Origin of the sequence: Actinoplanes sp. CA-015351 (genome assembly GCF_050955685.1) — a bacterium.
GTDB lineage: Bacteria > Actinomycetota > Actinomycetes > Mycobacteriales > Micromonosporaceae > Actinoplanes.
Genome location: NZ_CP192102.1, coordinates 2,416,461 through 2,437,135, shown reverse-complemented (window position 1 = coordinate 2,437,135; position 20,675 = coordinate 2,416,461). Strand labels below are relative to the sequence as shown.

General features: G+C 69.2%; 19 protein-coding genes. 9 read left to right on the top strand and 10 right to left on the bottom strand.

Features of this window, described 5'->3' with window-relative positions:
- The first annotated feature begins 35 nt into the window (after positions 1 to 35).
- Entirely contained in the window at positions 36 to 377 is a 342-nt protein-coding gene (locus ACQP2E_RS10935) for a PadR family transcriptional regulator (protein WP_433830464.1), read from the top strand.
- Positions 374 to 1,366 (top strand): permease prefix domain 1-containing protein, encoded by a 993-nt coding sequence (locus ACQP2E_RS10930; RefSeq protein ID WP_433830462.1) that lies wholly within the window; start codon positions 374 to 376, stop codon positions 1,364 to 1,366. Before ACQP2E_RS10935 ends, ACQP2E_RS10930 begins: the two co-directional genes overlap by 4 nt.
- Before the next feature lie 835 nt (positions 1,367 to 2,201).
- On the opposite strand, the gene ACQP2E_RS10925 is transcribed toward ACQP2E_RS10930, so the two are convergent.
- The 3 genes from ACQP2E_RS10925 to ACQP2E_RS10915 all read right to left on the bottom strand — a co-directional run bounded on the left by ACQP2E_RS10925 (position 2,202) and on the right by ACQP2E_RS10915 (position 6,547).
- The gene (locus tag ACQP2E_RS10925) at positions 2,202 to 2,456 is read right to left on the bottom strand and encodes a hypothetical protein (RefSeq protein ID WP_433830460.1); all 255 of its coding nucleotides are present in this window, start codon (positions 2,454 to 2,456) and stop codon (positions 2,202 to 2,204) included.
- A gap of 735 nt (positions 2,457 to 3,191) precedes the next feature.
- Positions 3,192 to 4,943 (bottom strand): ABC transporter ATP-binding protein, encoded by a 1,752-nt coding sequence (locus ACQP2E_RS10920; protein ID WP_433830458.1) that lies wholly within the window; start codon positions 4,941 to 4,943, stop codon positions 3,192 to 3,194.
- Entirely contained in the window at positions 4,940 to 6,547 is a 1,608-nt protein-coding gene (locus ACQP2E_RS10915) for an ABC transporter transmembrane domain-containing protein (protein ID WP_433833890.1), read from the bottom strand. The genes ACQP2E_RS10920 and ACQP2E_RS10915 overlap by 4 nt, the downstream gene beginning before the upstream one ends.
- A gap of 143 nt (positions 6,548 to 6,690) precedes the next feature.
- Here ACQP2E_RS10915 and ACQP2E_RS10910 point away from each other — a divergent pair, with 143 nt between their 5' ends.
- The gene (locus ACQP2E_RS10910; protein ID WP_433830456.1) at positions 6,691 to 7,110 is read left to right on the top strand and encodes a nitroreductase family deazaflavin-dependent oxidoreductase; all 420 of its coding nucleotides are present in this window, start codon (positions 6,691 to 6,693) and stop codon (positions 7,108 to 7,110) included.
- On the opposite strand, the gene ACQP2E_RS10905 is transcribed toward ACQP2E_RS10910, so the two are convergent.
- Genes ACQP2E_RS10905 through ACQP2E_RS10895 form a run of 3 tightly spaced genes read right to left on the bottom strand, consistent with a single transcriptional unit; the run spans position 7,111 to position 9,962 of the window.
- Positions 7,111 to 7,608 (bottom strand): hypothetical protein, encoded by a 498-nt coding sequence (locus tag ACQP2E_RS10905; RefSeq protein ID WP_433830454.1) that lies wholly within the window; start codon positions 7,606 to 7,608, stop codon positions 7,111 to 7,113.
- A 19-nt stretch (positions 7,609 to 7,627) separates the two neighbouring features.
- Complete coding sequence (locus ACQP2E_RS10900) at positions 7,628 to 8,449, bottom strand: carbohydrate kinase family protein (RefSeq protein WP_433830452.1); 822 nt, start codon at positions 8,447 to 8,449, stop codon at positions 7,628 to 7,630.
- Between the two features lies 1 nt (position 8,450).
- Positions 8,451 to 9,962 carry an FAD-binding oxidoreductase gene (locus ACQP2E_RS10895; protein ID WP_433830450.1) on the bottom strand — a complete coding sequence of 504 codons (1,512 nt, stop codon included), beginning with the start codon at positions 9,960 to 9,962 and terminating at the stop codon, positions 8,451 to 8,453.
- A 440-nt stretch (positions 9,963 to 10,402) separates the two neighbouring features.
- Here ACQP2E_RS10895 and ACQP2E_RS10890 point away from each other — a divergent pair, with 440 nt between their 5' ends.
- Positions 10,403 to 10,948: a PadR family transcriptional regulator gene (locus ACQP2E_RS10890; RefSeq protein WP_433830448.1), complete on the top strand. Its 546-nt coding sequence runs from the start codon at positions 10,403 to 10,405 to the stop codon at positions 10,946 to 10,948.
- A 17-nt stretch (positions 10,949 to 10,965) separates the two neighbouring features.
- Complete coding sequence (locus ACQP2E_RS10885) at positions 10,966 to 12,702, top strand: acyl-CoA dehydrogenase family protein (RefSeq protein WP_433830446.1); 1,737 nt, start codon at positions 10,966 to 10,968, stop codon at positions 12,700 to 12,702.
- A gap of 46 nt (positions 12,703 to 12,748) precedes the next feature.
- Here ACQP2E_RS10885 and ACQP2E_RS10880 read toward each other — a convergent pair whose 3' ends face one another.
- Positions 12,749 to 13,438 (bottom strand): DivIVA domain-containing protein, encoded by a 690-nt coding sequence (locus ACQP2E_RS10880; RefSeq protein WP_433830444.1) that lies wholly within the window; start codon positions 13,436 to 13,438, stop codon positions 12,749 to 12,751.
- A 150-nt stretch (positions 13,439 to 13,588) separates the two neighbouring features.
- Complete coding sequence (locus tag ACQP2E_RS10875; RefSeq protein ID WP_433830442.1) at positions 13,589 to 13,936, bottom strand: hypothetical protein; 348 nt, start codon at positions 13,934 to 13,936, stop codon at positions 13,589 to 13,591.
- A gap of 92 nt (positions 13,937 to 14,028) precedes the next feature.
- On the opposite strand from ACQP2E_RS10875, the gene ACQP2E_RS10870 reads away from it, so the two are divergent.
- Entirely contained in the window at positions 14,029 to 14,781 is a 753-nt protein-coding gene (locus ACQP2E_RS10870) for an SGNH/GDSL hydrolase family protein (RefSeq protein WP_433830440.1), read from the top strand.
- Between the two features lie 38 nt (positions 14,782 to 14,819).
- Here the strand turns inward: ACQP2E_RS10870 and ACQP2E_RS10865 are convergent, their stop codons facing one another.
- A complete protein-coding gene (locus ACQP2E_RS10865; protein ID WP_433830438.1) occupies positions 14,820 to 15,923 on the bottom strand; it encodes a hypothetical protein in 1,104 nt (367 codons plus the stop codon).
- Positions 15,924 to 16,517: 594 nt separating this feature from the next.
- On the opposite strand from ACQP2E_RS10865, the gene ACQP2E_RS10860 reads away from it, so the two are divergent.
- Entirely contained in the window at positions 16,518 to 17,675 is a 1,158-nt protein-coding gene (locus ACQP2E_RS10860) for a monooxygenase (RefSeq protein ID WP_433830436.1), read from the top strand.
- Between the two features lie 31 nt (positions 17,676 to 17,706).
- Positions 17,707 to 18,660, top strand: a complete 954-nt coding sequence (locus tag ACQP2E_RS10855) for a TIGR03885 family FMN-dependent LLM class oxidoreductase (protein WP_433830434.1) — start codon at positions 17,707 to 17,709, stop codon at positions 18,658 to 18,660.
- Here the strand turns inward: ACQP2E_RS10855 and ACQP2E_RS10850 are convergent.
- A complete protein-coding gene (locus ACQP2E_RS10850) occupies positions 18,655 to 19,527 on the bottom strand; it encodes an alpha/beta fold hydrolase (RefSeq protein ID WP_433830432.1) in 873 nt (290 codons plus the stop codon). The genes ACQP2E_RS10855 and ACQP2E_RS10850 overlap by 6 nt on opposite strands.
- A 156-nt stretch (positions 19,528 to 19,683) precedes the next feature.
- On the opposite strand from ACQP2E_RS10850, the gene ACQP2E_RS10845 reads away from it, so the two are divergent.
- Positions 19,684 to 20,673, top strand: a complete 990-nt coding sequence (locus ACQP2E_RS10845; protein WP_433830431.1) for an aldo/keto reductase — start codon at positions 19,684 to 19,686, stop codon at positions 20,671 to 20,673.
- The last annotated feature ends 2 nt before the right edge of the window (positions 20,674 to 20,675 follow it).

The following is a 20,675-nucleotide window of genomic DNA, read 5'->3' as shown; positions in this document are numbered from 1 at the left end:
TGCCATAGTGTGCGGCACACACTATCGTTTCTCACATGACAACGGATGCGACGCTCTCCACTCACCTGCAGGAGTTGCGCCGCGGCACGGTCGTCGTTGCGAGTCTCACCGTCCTGCAGACGCCGGGCTACGGATACTCGCTGCTCGAAACACTGAGCGCGGCCGGTTTCGAGGTGGAGGCAAACACGCTCTACCCCCTGCTGCGGCGCCTGGAGGCCCAGGGCCTGCTGACCAGCGCGTGGAACACCGACGAGGCAAGGCCGCGCAAGTTCTACCGGACCACACCGCAGGGCGACGCGATCGCGGCCGCCCTGCGCGAGGAGTGGACGCGGCTCGACAAGGCAGTGACCGATCTCGACTCAAGGGGCGACAAGTGACCACCCTCATCGACCGCTACGTCTACACCGTCCTGCGCCGCATCCCCGAGCAGCAGCGCACCGACATCGACCGCGAGCTGCGCACGTCCATCGAAGACGCGGTCGAGGCCCGGGTGGCCGGCGGCTCACCGCCGGAGGCGGCCATCGAGGAGACGCTGCTTGAGCTGGGCGACCCCGACCACCTCGCTGATGGGTACGCCGACCGTAAGCAGTACCTGATCGGTCCGGAACTCTTCGGAGTCTGGTGGCGGGTGCTGAAGATGCTGCTCACGATCGTCCTGCCGATCGTGGTCGTGGCGCTCACCACGCTGCGCACCCTGGACGACCCGTCGATCGGCACCGCGATCGGCACCGCCGTCAGCACCCTGATCACCGTCGGGGCGCACATGGCCTTCTGGACCACCGCGATCTTCGCCCTGCTGGAGCGCACCGGCGTGGCCCACGACGAGCTGCCCGGCTCCAACCGCCGCGGGTGGAACCTGACCGACCTGCCTCGTTACGAACCCCGCGCCATCAGCATCGGCGAGCTGGCGACCGCCATCATCTGGCCGGTGCTGCTGATCGTCGCGCTGGTCCTGCAGCAGTTCACCTTCACCGACGTGCCGGTTCTGAACCCGGACAACTGGACCTTCTGGTGGCCGTTCCTGATCGTGGTCCTGCTGCTCGAGGTGGGTTATGCGATCTGGCTCTTCCGCAAGGGCGCCTGGACCCACACGGTGACCGCGGTGAACGCCGTGCTGGCGGTGCTGTTCACGGCTCCCGCGGTGTGGCTGCTGGCGACCGAGCGCTTCTTCAACCCGGAGTGGATGTCCACATTGGATTGGGGCACGGTCGAGCCGCTCAACTGGCTGACCGGCATCATCATCGCCATCGCGGTGATCGGCGCGGCTTACGACGTGATCGAGGTGGCGGTCAAGACAGAGCGGTCTCGCCGAGGCATCCCGGCCAAGGTCCCGGGCACAGGCCGCGAATACACCAACCCGATCTAACCCTCCCGCCTTCCGCTCGGCGCGTGGTCCGTTCGGCGCTTGGACCGCTTGGACCGCTTGGACCGCTTGGACCGCTTGGACCGCTCGGCGCTTGGACCGCTCTCCCCGCTCCGTAGTTCCCGAAAGTGCTCGCTGCCGATCCGGCAGCGAGCACTTCGCGTTGTCACCTTCGCGATCGTGGCGATTCGGGGCCGCCCGGCTTCCGTCATCGTGGCGTGGGAGCCCGCTCTGCCAGGCGGTGCGTTGTCCACAATTCTGGTCAGCCCTGCCCGGACAGCCACCGGCGTCCACCGTGGTGATGGCAGCGGGTAACCAGACAACCCAGGCACTCCCCCGCGATCCCAGCGGGAACCTGGGCCGGGACCTACCAGCGGCTGGCGCGCCATCAGAGGCGCCTGCCGCCGGTCGAGGTCTTCAGCGGTACGCAGGGCCCAGCGACCCACCGCCGCCATCGCGGCCAGCGCGACCCACCGCCGCCACCGCGGCCACCGCGACCCACCGCCGCCACCGCGGCCGGCGGCCCATCAACGCGCACCGGTGACCCGGATCTTGAGCGATCCTGCACCCCCTGGGGTCTGTTCAGTCCCTGGGGTCGGAAATCGCTCAAGATCCGCGCACGGGAGACTCCCAACGGCAGGGAACAGCCAACAACTGCCCGGGGCGCCTGATCACCCCGAGATCTTGAGCGATCCTCCACCCCATGTGGTCAACTCGACTTTCGCCATTGTGCGGAGCCCGTAGGTCACGGGTCGTCCGGTGCGGCGCGGGTCAGGCAGTTCCGTGGCACGAGCCTCAGATATTTGCGGCTTTGTTCTGGCCGGCCAGAACGCAGGATTCACTGGTGCCGGATGGCCTGAGATGCCCGAATCTCGTAGAGGAACCACACCGGCACCAGCCCGATGACCGGCTGCGCTGCGCACCAGCCGCACCAGCCGGACCAGCCGGACCAGTCGGGCCAGCCGGACCAGTCGGGCCAGCCGGACCAGTCGGGCCGGCCGGACCAGTCGGGCCGGCCGGACCAGTCGGGCCGGCCGGACCAGTCGGGGCCTGTCGCGCGGCGAACCCTGTCGCAGGGTGGGTCAGGTCGCACGTAACGCCATCGTGTGCCCGGGTCAACGCCCTGGCCGTGGTGAGGTCACACGGACCGCAACTGTGCGACCCCGGCTACGCCCCACCGAGCGTGCGTGCGCTTCCGTCCACGCGTCACGTAGCTCCGAGCCCACGGTGGGCCGTCACCCCGGTTCTCGTAGCCGACCGTGATCAGCCGGCTCTCCGCGCCACATCGGCATGCTGAACTGGCGAAACTCGAGTGGTCAACAATCACTCAAGATCCAGCACAGCCCCAGGCGGGCCCACCCGGATCGTGAGCGATCCCCAGCCTGCCAACTAGCGGCACAGTCCCGGCTCGCGCTCACGGTCGCATTTCGGCCCCACACGACACAAGCACCAGCCCACCGCATGACCACAGGCACCAGCCCACCGCATGACCACAGGCACCAGCCGACCGCACTACGACACCCAGGCCGCCGGAAAAGGTCACGCACCCATGGCACGGCCGGCACGGAACAGCACCCGGCACCGCAGCACCCAACACCCCGGCCCCGCCTCGCCCCCGCCTCGCACCGCACGCGACACCGCCCCGCCCGGCGCGGCCCCCCACACCGCCTCGCCGCAACATGGCCCGGCCCGGCGCGGCCCCCGACACCGCCTCGCCGCGACACCGCGACGGCCCCGCGACGCGACGGCCCCGCACCGCGACGGCCCGGCACCGCGACACCACGACGCACCCGGCGCCGCGACGGATCGGGTAGTCGCTCTACTTCGGTTACTGGTTCGGGGCTGTCAGCTGATCTCCGTGGATCGACGGTGTGCTGTGCCACGTTCTCCACAAGGCCGCGTAGGACCCATCCGCCGCCACCAGATCGTCGTGCGTGCCCAGCTCGATGATCCGCCCGTCCTCCATCACCGCCACCCGGTCAGCGTCGTGAGCCGTCTGCAGCCGGTGCGCGATCGCGATCACCGTCCGCTCGTGCAGAACCGCTGCCAGTGCGCGCTCCGCGGTACGCGCAGCCCTCGGATCCAGCAGCGCCGTGGCCTCGTCCAGGATCACCGTGTGCGGGTCGGCCAGCAGCACCCGTGCCAGCGCCAGCTGCTGTGCCTGAGCACCGTCCAGCGGCTCCTCCCCCAGGTCACGGTCGAGGTCGCCGGCCCAGTCCGCGCCGACCGTGGCCAGCGCACGGCGCAACGCCTCATCAGGGGCGGCCACCATCAGGTTGTCCCGCAGGGTCTCACGGAACACGTGGTGTTCCTGGGTGACCAGAACGACCTGACGGCGCAACTGATCAGGGCCGAGATCCGCGATCGGCACCCCACCGACCTTCACGGAACCCGCGGTAGGCCGGTCCACCCCGGCGATCAACCGGCCGAGCGTGGATTTCCCGGCGCCGGAGAGCCCGACGATCGCGAGCCGCTCCCCGGGTCGCACGGTCAGATCGACGTCGTGCAGAACGTCCCGGCCGGGTTCGTAGAAGTACCGCACCCCGCGAACCTCGATCCGATCACCGGAAGGGACGGCTGACGAGGAGACCGGGTCCGAGGCGGACAGCGACCCGATCCCCTCGACCCGGGCGAACGACGCGCTGCTGCTCTGCAACTGCTCGACCCAGAGCAGGATCGTGTCCAGCGGGTTGACGAGCTGCCGCAGATAGAGCACCGCCGCCGCGACAGTGCCGAGACTGGCATGGCCGTCGATGTACAGCACCCCGCCGAGCAGCAGAACCAGCACGGTCGGGATCGCGTACGACGTCTCGACCAGCGGGAAGAAGACGCTGCGCAGGGCGAGCGTGGCCAGCCGGGTGCGGCGGGTGTCGGCGATCGCGACATCACCGGCGGCGAGGCGGCGGCCGGCCAGTTCGAATGCTTCGACAGTACGCGCACCGGCCGTGGTCGCCGCGAGCTCTTCGGCGAGGCGCGAGTTGGCCGCGCCCTCGGCCAGGTACGCGTCCCGCGCCACCCGCAGGTACCACCGCACGCAGAACCAGATGCCCGACAGCCCGAGCACGCCGGCCAGTCCGAGCAGCGGGTCGAGCACCAGCACGGCGGCCACGATGAACAGCACCTGGACGAAGCTGATGAACACTTTCGGCAGGACGTCGCGCAGTGTCGTGGCGACCGTGTCGACATCGGTGCTGCCCCGGGCGGCCAGGTCACCGGCGGGCACCCGCTCCACCACCGAAGCCGGCAGGGCCAGGGCCCGGCGCAGGAACCCTTCGCGGATGCGGGCCGCCGTCCGCTCCCCGAACCGGTATCCGACGGTGAGCGCGAACCGCGCCAGTACCGTCTGCACCACCGCGCAGGCCAGCACGCCGGCCGCCAGCAGGTCCACCCGGCGGCCACCGCCACCCGAGGTCACCGTGTCGATCACCTGGCCGAGCAGCCACGGCGCTCCGAGCCCGGCGACCGCCGCCAGCGAGCTGAGGAAGATCATCGTGGCGACGGCACGCCGATCGGCGGCGAGCAGCAGCAGCGCGGCCCGCCCGACCTCACGGTTGCCGGCGACTGGCAGCACGGCGCTCACACGTCCCCCTCGAAAGCGTCGAAGACCCTGGTCACCAGGGCCCGATAACCCGGCGAGCCGGCCAGCAGCCCGGCATGCGTGCCACAACCCGCGACCTGCCCGCCGACCAGGTGGACCACCTCGTCGGCCCGCGCCAGCAGCACCGGAGAAGTGGTCGCCACGAGCGTCCCGCGCCCGGCACGAGCCGCCACGAGACGTTCCGCGATGGCGGCCTCGGTCTGCGCGTCCACGGCCGACGTCGGCTCGACGGCGAGCAGCATCTCCGGGTCGGCGTGCAGCGCCCGGGCCAGCCGCAGCCGCTGCCGCTGACCGCCGGAGAGGTTGCGGCCACCCCAGTCGACCGGCCGGGCGAGATCGGCGGCGATGTCACCCGCGACCGCCACCCCGATGGCGGCACGGACCCGATCGTCGTCCGGCTCGTCGCGCCCGGCGACGATCTCGCGCAGCGACCCGGCGAACAGGGCGGCGTCGTTCTCCGCGACCAGGATCCGGGATCGCACCAGAGGCTGGGCGATGTCACTGAGCAGCACCGATCCCCAGGACGCCGCCGAAACACCATAGGAACCCAGCCGATCGATCACCGCCACCGCGTCGGACGGGTTGTCGGCGACCAGCGCGGTGAACCTGCCCGGCGCGGCGGAGACACCGGAGACCGGGTCGTGCAGCACCGCCGGCTCGTCCGGCGGGGACACCCCGGACGGATCGTCGGCGGGCAGCCGCAGGAACTCGGTCACCCGCCGGGCCGCCACCAGACCGTGGGTGATGTCGAAACCGCAGAAGATCAGCACATTCACCGGAATGACGAGCATGGCCGTGTACCCGTACACCGCGATCAGCTCACCGACGGTGAGCGAGCCCGCGGCCGTGAGCCGCGCGGCCAGCCACGTCACCACCCCGAGGAAGACCAGCGGCAGGCCGTCACCGAGCGCGCCGATCCAGCCGGCCGGGAGGCCCACCCGGTAACCGAGCTCGCGCACCCGCGCCGACTGGCCCTCGTAACGGCGCAGATGCGTCTCCTTGCCGCCGAGCCCGTTGAGAATCCGCAGGCCGCCGAGCACGTCGACGAGTCGCGCGTTCAGCTCGCCCTGCGCCTGCCGGTACCGCGCGCCGGCCTTCTGGGTACGCCCCAGCAGCGGCCCGACGATCAGCGCGAACACCGGCACACCGATCAGCACCACGACGGCGAGCGGCGGCGACGTGCGGAACAGCAGCGTCGCCACCACGAGACACGCCAGCGTCGCGGCAACACCGACACCGCCGACGTTCATCGCCCGGCCGATCGTCCACACGTCGGAGATCCCGATCGTCACCACCTCGCCCGCGGTGACCCGGCGCGGCAGCGCGGACCCGAGCCGGGTGGCGTGCGTCATCACCATGTCGACGGTGAGCAGCGCGGCTTTCAGCCGCAGCTTGGTCATGCTGCGATGCCGCATGATCCCCAGCCCGGCGCTGGCCACACCCAGGATCAAAACCGCCGCGACCCAGGGAAGCAGCGCGCTCAGGTCACGCGGCCCCAGGCCGCGATCAACGGCCTGCGAGATGAGGTACGGCGTGAGGGCCAGACTGACGAACCACAGTGACCCGAACAACGCGCCGAGCGCCACCCACCCCCGGCACTGCCGAGCCAGCCACCACAGAAATCGTCCCGGTCCGCGCGCATCCACGACATTGATGCTGCAACATTGCCCCTGGGGCTTGTCATCCCTTTTTATGTGGGTCACATCGCACGGCTGGGTAGGGTCAGATCATGACATCTGCGATCGATCTGCACGGCGCCCCGCACGTTGCGCGTTACCTGGAGACCGACGGCGAGGAAGGTTTCTACTGGCGCAACGGCACCACGATCCTGATTCTCTTCACCACGGGACGGAAGACGGGCGAGGAGCGCTCGCACGCGCTGATCTTCCGCGAGCACGGCGACGCGTACCTGGTGGTGGCCTCGAAAGGTGGCACCGACGCGCCTCCGGCCTGGTTCGTGAACCTGGAGGCCGACCCCGCGGTCGAGGTCCAGATCAAGGGTGAGCGGTTCGCCGCGACGGCGCGGGTGGCGACCCCGGCCGAGAAACCGGAGATGTGGGCGAAGATGGCCGAGGCGTGGCCGGACTACGACGAGTACCAGAAGAAGACCGACCGGGAGATCCCGGTCGTGGTGCTCGAACGAGCCTGATCAGCCCCGGCCGGCCCCGATGATCAGGAACTTGTTGTCCGGCCAGACGAAGTCGTCCTTCGACCGGTCGGCCGGCGGCCGCATCAGCACGACCTGCACCGATCGCGGCCACCATCGGGACGGTTCCTCCCAGCGGCAGGTGATCACCCGCTTGCCGGTGTCGGCGCAGTCGCCGAACCGCTGCCAGCCCTCGCCGAGCTGCCCGGCCACCACGGACGACACGTCGTCCCAGGTGGTCGCGGGCGGCACGGCGTAGGTGCCGACCTCGGCCGAACCACGGTCGCTCTCCAGCGTGCGGTGAACGTCCGAGGCCTCGTTGTCGATCACCGGCTCGTAACCGCCCTCGGGCAGCCGCTCGTCGGCACCGGCCGGAGGGGTGATCGTCAGCGGCTCACCGGCGGCTGTCCACCGTACCCCCGCAAGAACACCCAGAGTGAGCGCGCCGCCCACCGCGACCACCGCGACGGAGGCGCGCAACGCGCGTCGATCGAATCGCACGCCGCGAGTGTAGGAGATCTCAGCCAGCGAGTTCGCGGGAGCGGACCGCCGCGGCGCCTGCGCGAGCGCCCTCCCGCAGGCATTCCGGCAGCGGGATCCCGCGCAGCCGTCCGGCCAGGACACCGGCGACGAACGCGTCCCCGGCACCGTTGGTGTCCACGACCTCGTCGACCCGCTCGGCGGGGACGTGGATCGGGTCGGCGCCGCGTTCCAGCGCCATCGCACCCTCCGCGCCGAACGTGCAGACCACGAGGCGCGCACCGGCATCGATCCGGTCGCGCATGAAGACGACCGGGTCGGGCAGCCGGTCGGCGCTCGCGAAGATCACGTCGGCGGTCTCGGCGAACTCGCGCTGGTACTCGCTCTCGGTGTCCCAGTCGTGCAGGTCGGTCCAGATCTCCTTGCCTGCGGCGCGGGCGGCGCGCAGGACCGGACGACTGATTTCGGCCAGGTCGGCGACGACCACGTCGACCTCGTCCAGCGCCGGCACGGCCGGTTCACCCTCGATCGACGGCAGGTTCAGGTAGATCGAGAGCCGCTGGCCGTTTCCGTCCATCAGGTTGGTGTGCCGCTCGGAGCCGTTCGCGCTGGGGGTGACCAACAGGTCGATCCCGTCGAGCGCCGCCCTGATCCGCCGGCCCGGCTCGTCGTCGCCCACCACCGTCAGCAGCGTGACCGGCACACCCAGCCGGGCCAGGTTCAGGGCTTTCCCCGCCGAGGTCCCACCGATCGCCTCGTGATGCCAGTCGGCGAAGACCTGGTGCGGCTCCGGGCGCGGAAACGCCGCAAGATGGATCATGAGGTTCCAGGAGGCCGGGCCGGAGATCAGGACACGCTGCATCTCAGAGAGCGTACGGTGACCGGAACAGCGACTGCGGGTCCACCGTGGCCCGGATCCAGCGCAGCCGCGAAAAGCTCGATCCGTAATAGCGGGGCAGCACCGCCGGACTCGGCTCCAGATAGTTGACGTACCGGCCTGCCGACCAGCGGCTCATCACCCGGTGACCGGATTCGATCCACGCGTAACCATCCTGGACGGCTGCCGGATCGGTGCTTCCGGGCAGCACCAGCCACTGCAGCATGGTGTGCGCGCCCCGCCACGGGAACGCGGTCGCGTCCGTCGGCACCCGCCCGGCCGCACCGGTCAGCCGCTTGAACTTCGCCACTCCGGGCTTGCGCGCCCGAGCCCGCCGCTCCACCGTGGCGAGAAGTTCGGCGATCGCCGGCTCCGGCAGAGCCCATCGAAAGATCTCACTACCGGCGAGCTCCGTCCCGCGCCGCGCCTCCCCCGCGCGATCGTGCAGGACGTCCAGGTGAGCGCGGCGCTCCAGCTTCGCGAGCGCGGGCTCACGCCCCACCGCCCGAGCGATCTCCGCGGCCTCCGCGTCCGGGTCACCCTCCAGGACAACCCCCGAGATGCGTACGCTCAATCGCCCGTTCCGGTCGGACGCGAACTGACAGGTCGACCAGGTCTCGTCGGGTGCCGTGGCGAGCCGCGCCTGCCAGCCGGCGGCTACCCGGGCGGCCTCACCCCAGGGATAGTTCAGGACGAACGTCCCGGTCGTGGTGACCCGGTGGGTGCGCATCCGCCAGCCGGTCACCACCCCGAACTGGCCGCCACCACCACCGCGCAACGCCCAGAACAGGTCCCGCTCCCGCTGCGCGTCCACCGCCCGCGTACTCCCGTCGGCGGTCACCACCTCCGCTTCGACGACGGCGTCACACGTCAGCCCGTACGCCGAGGCCGCCATGCCGATCCCACCACCGAGGGTGATCCCGCTGATCCCGACCGAACCGCACGACCCCGAGGGGATCGACCGCCCGGCCGCACCGAGCCGGTCGTAGACGTCACCGAGCCGCGCGCCGCCGCCGACCGTCGCGGTGCCGCTCCCCCAGTCGTACCGCACGTCCTGGATCCCGCGCAGGTCGAGCACGACGCCGCCGGCCGAGGTGGACGCCCCGACGTAGGAGTGCCCGCCCCCACGCGTCACGACGGCGATGCGGGCCGCGCGCGCGAACCGCACCACCTCGGCGACATCGGCGGCATGCGCGACGCGCGCGATCGCCGGCGGGCGAACCTGATCGAAACGGGGGTCGGCGAGCTGCCGGATCTGCTCGTAGAGCGCGGTGTCCGGAAGCTCGAGACTCCCGTCGAGCGAGGCGGCGAGAGCCACCCAGTCAGGCGTGGACAACCGGCCGCCACCAGGCCGCGGCACCGGCCGGCGCAGGCCCGCACCGGCCGGTCCGCCGCGGCGGACCAGCCCGTCCCCCAGGCGGTCGGTCGACGCGAGCCCATCAGCCCGAGCAGGCTGAACAGCCGCGCCGGTGAGAGCAGCGGCCCCCGCCCCCAACACAGCCCGACGAGACAAAAGCATCACCATATCGTGTCATATCCGCCCAAAGCACCCACGCAACCGCCGCTGATCATTTTCCGCGCCGCTCCCACAAGCGCCCGGCGACGGCGAAACCCTCACCGGCCGAGGCAACGCTCCGAGATCTCGTGAGCTTCTGGTCGGCCCGCGGGCACAAACTCACCAGGTCCGCACGAAGCCATCGCCGCACCGGCCAGCCCGGCCGACCCGACACCGGCGCCCTCGCGAGACCGGCCGCAGGGCGGATCAGGTTGCGACCCCACCCACGCCAGAGCCACCCGAGCCGGATCCGAGCCGGATCCGGGCGGGAGGACACCGGGCGGAAAGCAACCACGCGGGAAAGGAACCGCGCGGGAGGGAGCCGGTTCGCGTACCGGCGGGATGGTCTTGCTATGCAACTTGTTGCATAGCAGGATGGGGGCATGGCCTTGGAGCACGCGATTCTGGTTTCGCTGCTGGAACAGCCCGGGTCGGGCTACGAGCTGGCGCGGCGGTTCGAGCGGTCGATCGGGCGGTTCTGGACGGCGACGCACCAGCAGATCTACCGCGTGCTCAAGCGGATGGAGACCGACGGGTGGGTGAGTTCCCAGGAGATCGGGCAGGATGGCCGGCCGGACAAACGGGCCTACTCGGTCACCGGCTCCGGGCGTGACCAGCTGGTCGGGTGGCTCCGGGAGCCGGTGCAGCCCGAGGCGGTCCGGCACGAGCTGGCCGTGAAGATTCGCGGGGCGGCCTTCGACGACGACGCCGGGCGGACCGCGCTGATCACCGAGGTCGTGCGATATCGGGCCGACCACGAGGCGACACTGAACCGGTACCTGACCGGCGAGAAACGCGACTTCCCGGACGACACCGACCTGGACACCGGGCAACGGCTGCAGCACGTGGTGCTGCGAGGCGGAATCGCCTACGAGCGGATGCTGCTCGACTGGCTCGACGACGTCCTCGAGACGCTGCGAAAAATCTGAGAGGAAAGTACAGAACAGTGTTGTTCAACCCGCACACCTATGACCCGGCGCACTTCGACCCGGAGACCCGCCGCCTGCTGCGCGCCACGATCGACTTCTTCGAGGAGCGTGGCAAGAAGGCGCTGCTCAACACGTACATCGATCGCGAGTGGTACGCGGACTTCCTAGAATTCGTCGGCAAAGAGGGACTTTTCGCGAAATTTCTGACGCCGACCGCCGACGGCGGTGACGACGGCACCCGCTGGGACACCGCCCGCAACGTGGCACTCAGCGAGATCCTCGGCTTCTACGGCCTCAACTACTGGTACACCTGGCAGGTCACCGTCCTCGGCCTCGGCCCGGTCTGGCAGAGCGCCAACGCGCAAGCCCGCGAGCACGCCGCGCAGCTGCTCCGGGACGGCCACGTGATGGCGTTCGGGCTCTCCGAGCGCAGCCACGGCGCCGACATCTACGCCACCGACATGGTCCTGACGCCGACCGCCGGGCAGGACGGCTTCACCGCTTCCGGCAGCAAGTACTACATCGGCAACGGTAACGTCGCGGGCCTGGTCAGCGTCTTCGGCCGCCGGTCCGACATCGAGGGCCCCGAGGGGTACGTGTTCTTCGCCGCCGACAGCCGGCACCCGAATTATCACCTCGTGAAGAACGTGGTGAACTCGCAGATGTTCGTCAGCGAGTTCCGGCTCGACGACTACCCGGTGCGTGAGCAGGACGTGCTGCACACCGGCAAGGCCGCGTTCGACGCCGCGCTGAACACGGTGAACATCGGCAAGTTCAACCTGTGCACGGCCGCGATCGGCATCAGCGAGCACGCCATGTACGAGGCGGTCACCCACGCGCACCGCCGGATGCTGTACGGCAAACCGGTGACCGCGTTCCCGCACGTGCGGCGGGAGCTGACCGACGCGTACACAAGGCTTGTGGCAATGAAGCTCTTCGCCGATCGGGCGGTGGACTATTTCCGCTCGGCTGGGCCGGACGACCGCCGTTATCTGCTCTTCAACCCGATGACCAAGATGAAGGTCACCACCGAGGGCGAGAAGGTCATCGACCTGCTCTGGGACGTGATCGCGGCGAAGGGCTTCGAGGCGGACACCTACTTCGACAAGGCCGCCAAGGACATCCGGGGACTTCCCAAACTTGAGGGTACGGTCCACGTGAACCTCGCCCTGATCCTGAAGTTCATGCCGAACTACCTGTTCAAGCCGGCGGTGTACGAGCCGGTGCCGGCCCGGCAGGACGACGCCGACGACGAGTTCCTGTTCCGGCAGGGTCCGGCGCGGGGTCTCGGGCAGATCCAGTTCCACGACTGGCGCACGGTGTACGACGCGCACGCGAGCATTCCGAACGTGGCCCGGTTCCGCCAGCAGGCCGACGGCCTCTGCGAGCTGCTCCTCAAGCACGCGCCGGACGAGTCGCAGCAGGGCGACCTGGACTTCCTGATCGCGGTGGGCCAGCTGTTCGCGCTTGTCGTCTACGGCCAGCTAATCTTGGAAAACGCCGGAAACACCGAAATGGCTGGAAAAGCCGAGAAAACCGGAAACCAGACCGACATCCTCGACGAGATCTTCGGGATCCTGGTCCAGGACTTCTCGGCGTACGCCACCGAGCTGCACGGGAAGTCGGCGACGACCGAGGCCCAGGCTCAGTGGGCGTTGTCACAGGTGCTGCGCCCGGTTGTCGACGCGGAGCGCACCGGCCGGATCTGGGACCAGGTTCTGTCGCTCGTCGGCGCGTACGAAATGCGGCCTTAAAGAAGTTTTGCCCGGGGCGTTGAGAGCCCCGGGCAAAGCATGACCGTCAGACCGCGCCGTCGGGGGCGCTGGTCAGATCCATCAGCTGCTGCTGGACGTGGTTGGTCAGCGCGCCCTGGTAACTCTGCGCGAGCTGGGCCAGCCGGTCGATCTCGTCGAGCAGGGCGGCACGCTTCTCGACGATGCTGTCCATCGCCTCGGCGTGGTTGCGCCGCGCGTCGCTCTCTATCGTGCTGGCTTTGAGCTGGGCGTCGCTCATCAGCTGCTCAGCCTTGTTCTGTGCGCCGGTGAGCACCGAGTCGGACTCGCGCTGGGCGTCACGCATGTGCTCGTCGGCGGTGCGCTGCGCCATCATCAGCACCCGCGAGTTGCGGTCGTCATCGACCGGCACCAGGGCCTGGCTCTGGCTGGACGCCTCGGAGCGGGCGCGCTCGAGCTGGGACTGCATGTTGCGCGCGTTCTGCTCGGCGCGGGCGCGCGCCTCCTGCAGGCGCTCCAGCTGGGAGGCGAGCTCGGCGAACTCGTTGTTGAGCACCATCGTCGAAGCCGCGTTCGGTGGGGCGCCGCCGCCGCGCTGGGCCTGGTCACGCAGAGCGCCGTTCTCGTCGATGAGACGGATCAGCTCCTGCTCCACCTCGTCCAGGAACGCGTCGACCTCCTCCTCGTCGTAACCCCGCTTGCCGATCGGGGGTTTCTTGAAGGCGACATTGTGAATGTCAGCGGGAGTGAGCGGCATCGTGCTCCTTGGCTTGCGTCAGTTGCGGTCGTGCGACCCGAAATCCTACGCAACCGCCCTGTGGCCGCGCCGTGGGCATGATCACGTGGGTCGCCGGCTGCCCGATCGAGGGTACGCGCCGCCGGCCAGTGTTGCCTTCCCCGTATGCGCTCAGCGCCAGAAGACCGCTACCGCCGCATTCACCACGGTAAGCGTGATGATGCCGATGAAGTGGCCCTTGTTGAGCTCGTCCCGCTTCCGCGGGATGAAGACCATGATGAAGATGAGTATCGCTACGAGCAACTTCACGCCCAGCTTGACCGGGTCCGGCTCGTCGTCGCCGCCACCGCGCAGCGGCGCGGCCAGCCCGAGGCCGCTGACCAGCTGGATGATCGAGCCCCAGAGCACCGGCTTGCTGATCCGGATCTTGCCGGAAAGCAGCGTCGCGACACCGCCGCCGAGCAGCAGCGCGAATCCGACGAGGTGAATGAAGAGGAGAACCAACCGGAGAGCTTCCACGGCCGCAAAGCTTGCCAGGACACGTCCTGAACGATCACTCGGGGTCCCCCGCCGGGTAGCGTCAGAGCTGATCAACAACGCGGGAGTGGGTTATGACGAGGTACGTCGCCATCGGTGACAGCTTCACCGAGGGACTGGGCGGCACGCTGCCTGACGGCAGCGAGCGCGGCTGGGCGGATCTGGTCGCGGCCGGCATCGCCGCCGGCGAGGGAAAACCCATCGAGTACGCGAACCTGGCGATCCGTGGCCGGCTTCTGGAGCCGATCGTCACGGAGCAGCTGGACGCCGCCCTGTCCCTGTCACCGCCGCCGACGCTGCTGTCGCTCAACGGCGGAGGCAACGACATGATGCGTCCGGGCAACGACATGGCTCGTCTCGTCGAGATGACCGAGCAGGCGGTGCGCCGGTGCCTCGACGCCGGCGTGCGGGTGCTGCTGCTCAGCGGCGCCGACCCGTCCGGGCACCTGCCGATGGGCAGCCGGATGAGGCCGAAGGGTGAGGCGCTGACCAACGCGGTCTCCGCGTTCGTCGGCAAGTACGACCTGACGTTCGTGGACATGTTCCACGACAAGGAGATCCAGAAGCCGCAGTACTGGTCGGGCGACCGGCTGCACCTGAACACGAACGGCCACCGCCGGGTCGCCGGCGTGGTGCTGAACGCGCTGGGTTACCCGACCGAGGCGCACGTGGTGGCGCCGGACCCGGCCGGGACGAAGAGCCTGGCGGCCGAGGTGCGCTATTACCGGGAGCACGTGCTGCCGTGGATCAACCGGCGCCTGCGCGGGCGGTCCTCGGGCGACAACCGCAGCGGCAAGTACGTCGACTGGACACCGATCACCGCGTGACGGGGAGGCGCCTTCTTCGGAAGGCGCCTCCCCGTACGTCAGCCGATCGGCAGGACTCGCGCGATCTTCACCGACGTGCTGCCGCTGCCGGCGGCCGGATAGGCCACGCTGCCGTCGGAGTACGCCTTGAACGCCTGGTAGGCGTGGTCCTTCACCTTGACCGTCAGCTTCGCACCGACGGTCGAGCCGGTACTCGAGTCGTACGCCTGAACGGCCATCGACGACCCGGACTGCCAGGCCAGCAGCATCCGCCCAGTGCCGTAACCGACCAGATGCGGGTGCGCGGCCGAAGCGCCGGTCTTGACCGTGCTGGTCGACGTGCCGGTGCTGAACTTCTCCAGCCGCACCGAGCCGCCCTGGCTCCACGCCGCCCAGTAACCCTTGCTCTTGGCGAGCACCACGTCACCGTTGAAGAGGCTGCCGTCACAGGTACCGGCCGCGACCGTTCGATAGGGGTCGGGCTGGGCGATCCGGCATTCGTTGTCGGTGGCGCAGACCGTCACGAACTTCTTCGTCCTCGGGTCCCAGACGATCCGTGACGTCCAGGCGTGGCTGCAGCCCACCTCGAACGCGTCGGCGTGCCCGCTGACGAGCTTGCCGTTCGCGGAGACGACCTGCATCCGGTCCCCCTCGTGCACGTCGACGCAGCTGCCGTTCTGCACGGTGATGGCGACGCCGAAGTAGGCCGCCCAGTTCTTGCCGTCGGTCGCGAGCCGTCCGTGATGCTGGTACCACCAGATGAACCGGGCGCCGTCGTCGTACCCCTGCTTGCCGCCGGTCAGGTTGGTGACCTGGCGCTCCCAGACCAGCTTGCCGTTGTTGTCGAACCGGACCATGTGCATGGTGTTGCACGGGCTGGACTCGCCGCCGCAGAGCGGCCCGTCGCCGCAGGTGCCCTTGCGGGTCAGCAGCAGCACACCGCCGGTCGCGTCGGCGGCCACATCCTGCAGATCGATGCCGGTGAAGCTGGTGGGTGTGCCGGTCAGCTTGTCGTCGCAGCCGAGCTTGCCGAGGTTGACCTTGCCGTTCGTGCCCATCCAGGCCAGCCAGGAGGTGCCGTCGGGACGGGCCGCAATGGCGAGCGGAAGCTTTTCGGTGTCACCTTCGGAGCCGTATCCGATGACGGAATTCGGCAGCTTCACGTCGGTGATTGCGGATTTCGGAGCGGCCGAGGCCGGGCGAGCGCATTTCCCCGAGGTGGCGGCGGCGCCGGCACTCGCGCCGGCACTCGCGCCGGCACTGGCACTGGCACTGGCACTGGCGCCCGCACTCGCGCCCACCGAGCCGCCAGGGCCGGCCGACGGATTCGCCGCACCACTGACCGGGACGCCTCCCGGAACCGCGCTTGCTCCTGTTGTCCCAGGTGAAGCGGGGTCTAGCGTCGAGTTGACCGCGACACCCTCCGCCTGCGGAGTGCCCGGTGAGCACGCACCCAACGCCAGCACAGCGATCGCCCCCGCGATCAGCCGACGGCCGCGACCGTACGTTCGCATGTCTTTTCCTCGTAAGTTTCAATTTTTGATTATGGGCGGCTTAAATTGCGCTTCGGCAATAGTCGATAATGCGCGATTGACGACCTTACTGGTCGCGCTCCCAAACACAAAGCGAACAATTACCAAGGAACCTTTACCGGTCCACCCCTAAGGGGCGCTTTTTCCGGGTTGTCACGGATACATCGATCATGACCAGTTCGGGAGGATGAGGTGGTCTCGTAACCTGGCCCCGGGGAGGCCCGTATGAGATCCACCCGTCCTGCGCTAGCCCTCGCCGTCACCGCACTGCTGCTGGGAACGGCGGCCTGCGCGGCCGGCCCAGAGGCAGAGCAGCCCGCGGCACCCGCGGCGAGCAGCCATGCCGGCCATACCGGCGGCTCGGCGCCGCCCCCCTCACCCCTGCGTGACGGCGAGCGGTTCGTCGACGTCGGGCTGGATCAGCCCTACACGCCGGCCGCGCCGAACGGCGGCACCGACGAGTACCGGTGCTTCCTGGTCGATCCGCAGCTGACCGAGCCCGCGTACCTGACCGGCAGCCAGTTCCTGCCGCAGAACGAGGCGATCGTGCACCACGCGATCTTCTACCGGGTCGACCCGGAGCAGGCCACCGAGGCCGAAAAAGTCGATCAGGAAAGCACCGGCGAGGGCTGGACCTGCTTCGGCGACTCCGGCGTGCAGGGGCAGACCGCGTGGGTGGCGCACTGGGCCCCGGGCGCCGGCGAGACCCTGATGCCGGACGGGTTCGGCTTCGTCATGCCGCCCGGCAGCAAATTGATCATGCAGGTGCACTACAACCTGCTCAACACCAGCGGCGCCGACCAGTCCGGCATGAAGATGCGGCTCGCGGCCGGCGACTCCGGTCTCAAGCCGCTGGAGACCGCGCTGGCGCAGGCGCCGATCGAACTGCCCTGCGAGCCCGGTGGCAGCGGACCGCTCTGCGACCGGGAAACCGCGATCGCCGACGTGGCGAAACGGTTCGGCGCCGAGTCAGCCGAGACCGTCGAGCAGCTCAACCAGTGGTGCAACGGCGGGCAGGCCCCGAAGGCGGGCAACACCCAGCACTGCGACCAGCCGGTCGGTGAGGCCGGGACGATCTACATGGCGGCGGGGCACATGCACCTGCTCGGCCGGTCGATCAAGGTCGAACTGAACCCGGGCACACCGAAAGCGACAACGGTTCTCGATGTACCTGCCTACGACTTCGACAACCAGTCACTCGTACCCCTGAAAAAGCCGGTGAAAGTCGCTCAGGGTGACATAGTCCGGGTTACCTGTACGCATGACGCGCTGCTGCGCAAGCAGCTGCCGCAGCTCAAGACGCTGCCGTCGCGCTATGTGGTGTGGGGTGAGGGCACCAGCGACGAGATGTGTCTCGGGATCCTGGTGATGGCACCGGGTTAGTGAAGGCACTTCGCTGGGGTACGAGGAAGGCATGACGGAGTACGGCATCCACGCCTCGCACGAGCAGATCCCACCCGGTGACCTCCTTCAGGCGGTGATCGCCGCCGAACGCGCCGGCTTCCAAGCGGCGATGTGTTCCGACCATTTCTCGCCGTGGAGCGAACGCCAGGGTCAGTCGGGTTTCGCCTGGTCCTGGCTGGGCGCCGCGCTGCAGGCGACGAACCTGTCGTTCGGCGTGGTGAACGCGCCCGGACACCGCTACCACCCGGCGATCATCGCGCAGGCGATCGGCACGCTCGGCTCGATGTACCCGGGCCGGTTCTGGACCGCGCTGGGCTCCGGCGAGTTCAGCAACGAACACGTGGTCGGCGGCGAGTGGCCGCGCAAGGACGTCCGCAACGCCCGGCTGCGCGAGAGCGTCGACGTGATCCGCGACCTGCTGGCCGGTGAGGAGGTGTCCCGCGACGGCCTGATCACCGTCGATCGGGCGCGACTCTGGACCCGGCCGGAGGCGACGCCGCCGCTGATCGGCGCGGCGATCAGTGTGAAGACCGCTCGCTGGTGTGCCGAGTGGGCCGACGGCCTGGTGACGGTGAACGCGCCGGAGGAGCACCTGCGCGAGATGATCTCGGCGTACCGGGGCGCCGGCGGTCGTGGCCCGATCGCCCTTCAGGTCCATCTGAGCTGGGCGCCGACCGAGACCGAGGCCGAGGAGATCGCCCACCACCAGTGGCGCAGCAACATCTTCAAGCCGCCGGTCTGCTGGGACACCGCCACCGCCGAGGAATTCGACCTGATCTCCGCGAACGTGACGGTCGACCAGGTCAGGGAGTCGGTCAACATCTCCGCCGACCTGGAGAAGCACGTCGACTGGCTCAAGGGCTATGCGGCGCTCGGTTTCGACCGCATCTATCTGCACCACGTGGGTCAGGATCTCGGGCCGTTCGTGGAGACCTTCGGCGCGAAGGTCCTGCCCCGTCTATGACTTCTTGAGTACGCCGTCAAGATGGGCGATCGACGCGCTCACCTCCGGACCGAGGTCGGCGCCGATCAGGCAGTGATCGGCGCCCGCCACGATCCGCAGCTCGACCTGGGTGCCCGCCTCGGCGAGCCGCTGCTGCAGCTCGATGCTCTGCCCCACCGGCACGATGCGGTCCTCGTCGCCGTGCACCAGCAGGATCGGCGGCGCCGATTCGGTCACGTAGGTGACCGGGCTGGCCGCCGCCGCCTCCTTGGGCAGCTCCTGCACCGGCCCGCCGATCAGGCGGCTCTCCGGCGACTCCGGGTCGTCGTGGTCCTGCAGGCCGTCCGGGTGGTTCTGCGAGGCCATGCTGAGCAGGTTCGACGGGCCGTACCAGACCACGGCGGCCGCCACCGAGTCGGACGGGCCGGAGACCCCGACGTCGCCGGCCAGCTCCGGGTCCTTGCCGGTCAGCGCCACCATGGCGGCGAGATGCCCGCCGGCCGATTCGCCCCACACACCGAACCGCGCCGGGTCGACACCCAGCTCGGTGGCGTGCTGACGCAGCCAGCGGACGGCCGCTTTCACATCGTGCAGCTGCGCGGGGAACCGCGCCTCGCCACTGAGCCGGTACGTCACCCTGGCCACCGCGTACCCGGCTTTCACCAGATGGTCGGGAACCTGGGCGACTGCCTCGCCTTTATTGCTGCCTTTGCGCCACGCGCCGCCGTGAATCCAGACGATCAGGGGGCGTTTGTCGTCACCCGCCGGCCGGAAAACGTCAAGCATGAGCGGCCGGAATCCGCTCACCTCGCCGACGACGGCGTCACGCCAGATCGTCAGATCCCCCTCGGTGACAGGGGCCGGAACCGGATAGCGGCGCGGTTTCATCCTCACTGCCTATCACGTCGGTCACCCGCGCAGCGGATCTTCGGCCGGTGCGGGGTGCTCATACCGGGGCCGATTCATCGACCGATTGCGACGGAATATGTACGCAGCGTCCCGCCAGCGGTTGACCCGGACATCGATCACCGTTAAACAACTGGAGTGGATCCGTTCGAGAATGTGGAGTTCGGCGCCTCCGGCGTCACGGTCACCCGGCTCGGCATGGGTCTGGCTCCGATCGGGGGTCTGTTCACCCCGGTCGGTGACGAGGCCGCAGTGGAGGCGATCGATACGGCCTGGCGGCTGGGGGTGCGTTTCTTCGATACCGCGCCGCTCTACGGCGCCGGATTGTCGGAACGCAGGGCCGGCGCGGCACTGCGAAAACGCTCCGATTTCACGCTCTCGACGAAAGTCGGCAGGCGTTTGGTGCCCCGGGCCGGCCCGCCAGAACCGGATATCTGGGCCGAACCCACCGGTTGCACCCCGGTCTTCGATTTCACCGCTGAGGGGACTCGGAGCGCGTACGAAGAAAGCCTGAATCGTCTCGGCCTGGACCGGATCGACGTTCTTCATCTGCACGACCCGGATTCCCATTTTGACGAGGCGCTGGCCGGCGCTCTGCCGGTGCTCGCCGGCCTGCGCAAGGACGGCGTGATCCGGGCGGTTTCCGCTGGGATGAATCAATCCCGGATGCTGACCGAATTCGTTCGCACCGGCCTTCTCGACTGTGTGCTGCTCGCCGGCCGTTATTCGCTGCTCGACCAATCCGGCTTGGCCGACCTGCTGCCCGAATGTGAACGCCGGGGCGTCTCGGTGATCGTCGGCGGCGTCTTCAATTCCGGTGTGCTGGCCGACCCCTGGAACACCAAGATCTACGAGTACCGGCAGGCGGCGCCCGAGATCGCAGCCCGCGCGCAGGCGATGGCCCGGCTCTGCGAGCGGCACGGCGTGCCGCTGCGGGCGGCCGCGATGCAGTTCCCCCTCGCCCACCCTGCGGTCACGTCGGTGCTGGTCGGGATGCGGTCGGCGGAGGAGGTGGCCGACGCGGCGGCGATGGCGCGGCTGCCGATTCCGGACGGCCTCTGGCGCGACCTCGCCAACGCCTGGCTGCTGGCCGACGACATCCCCGTGCCCTCATCGGAGCTACGGTGAGG

Excerpts from the sequence above, each read along its gene's own strand:
- ACQP2E_RS10935 (WP_433830464.1), top strand. The coding sequence starts at position 36 with ATGACAACGGATGCGACGCTCTCCACTCACCTGCAGGAGTTGCGCCGC.
- ACQP2E_RS10910 (WP_433830456.1), top strand. The coding sequence starts at position 6,691 with ATGACATCTGCGATCGATCTGCACGGCGCCCCGCACGTTGCGCGTTAC.
- ACQP2E_RS10900 (WP_433830452.1), bottom strand. The coding sequence starts at position 8,449 with ATGCAGCGTGTCCTGATCTCCGGCCCGGCCTCCTGGAACCTCATGATC.
- ACQP2E_RS10890 (WP_433830448.1), top strand. The coding sequence starts at position 10,403 with ATGGCCTTGGAGCACGCGATTCTGGTTTCGCTGCTGGAACAGCCCGGG.
- ACQP2E_RS10880 (WP_433830444.1), bottom strand. The coding sequence starts at position 13,438 with ATGCCGCTCACTCCCGCTGACATTCACAATGTCGCCTTCAAGAAACCC.
- ACQP2E_RS10870 (WP_433830440.1), top strand. The coding sequence starts at position 14,029 with ATGACGAGGTACGTCGCCATCGGTGACAGCTTCACCGAGGGACTGGGC.
- ACQP2E_RS10860 (WP_433830436.1), top strand. The coding sequence starts at position 16,518 with ATGAGATCCACCCGTCCTGCGCTAGCCCTCGCCGTCACCGCACTGCTG.
- ACQP2E_RS10855 (WP_433830434.1), top strand. The coding sequence starts at position 17,707 with ATGACGGAGTACGGCATCCACGCCTCGCACGAGCAGATCCCACCCGGT.
- ACQP2E_RS10850 (WP_433830432.1), bottom strand. The coding sequence starts at position 19,527 with ATGAAACCGCGCCGCTATCCGGTTCCGGCCCCTGTCACCGAGGGGGAT.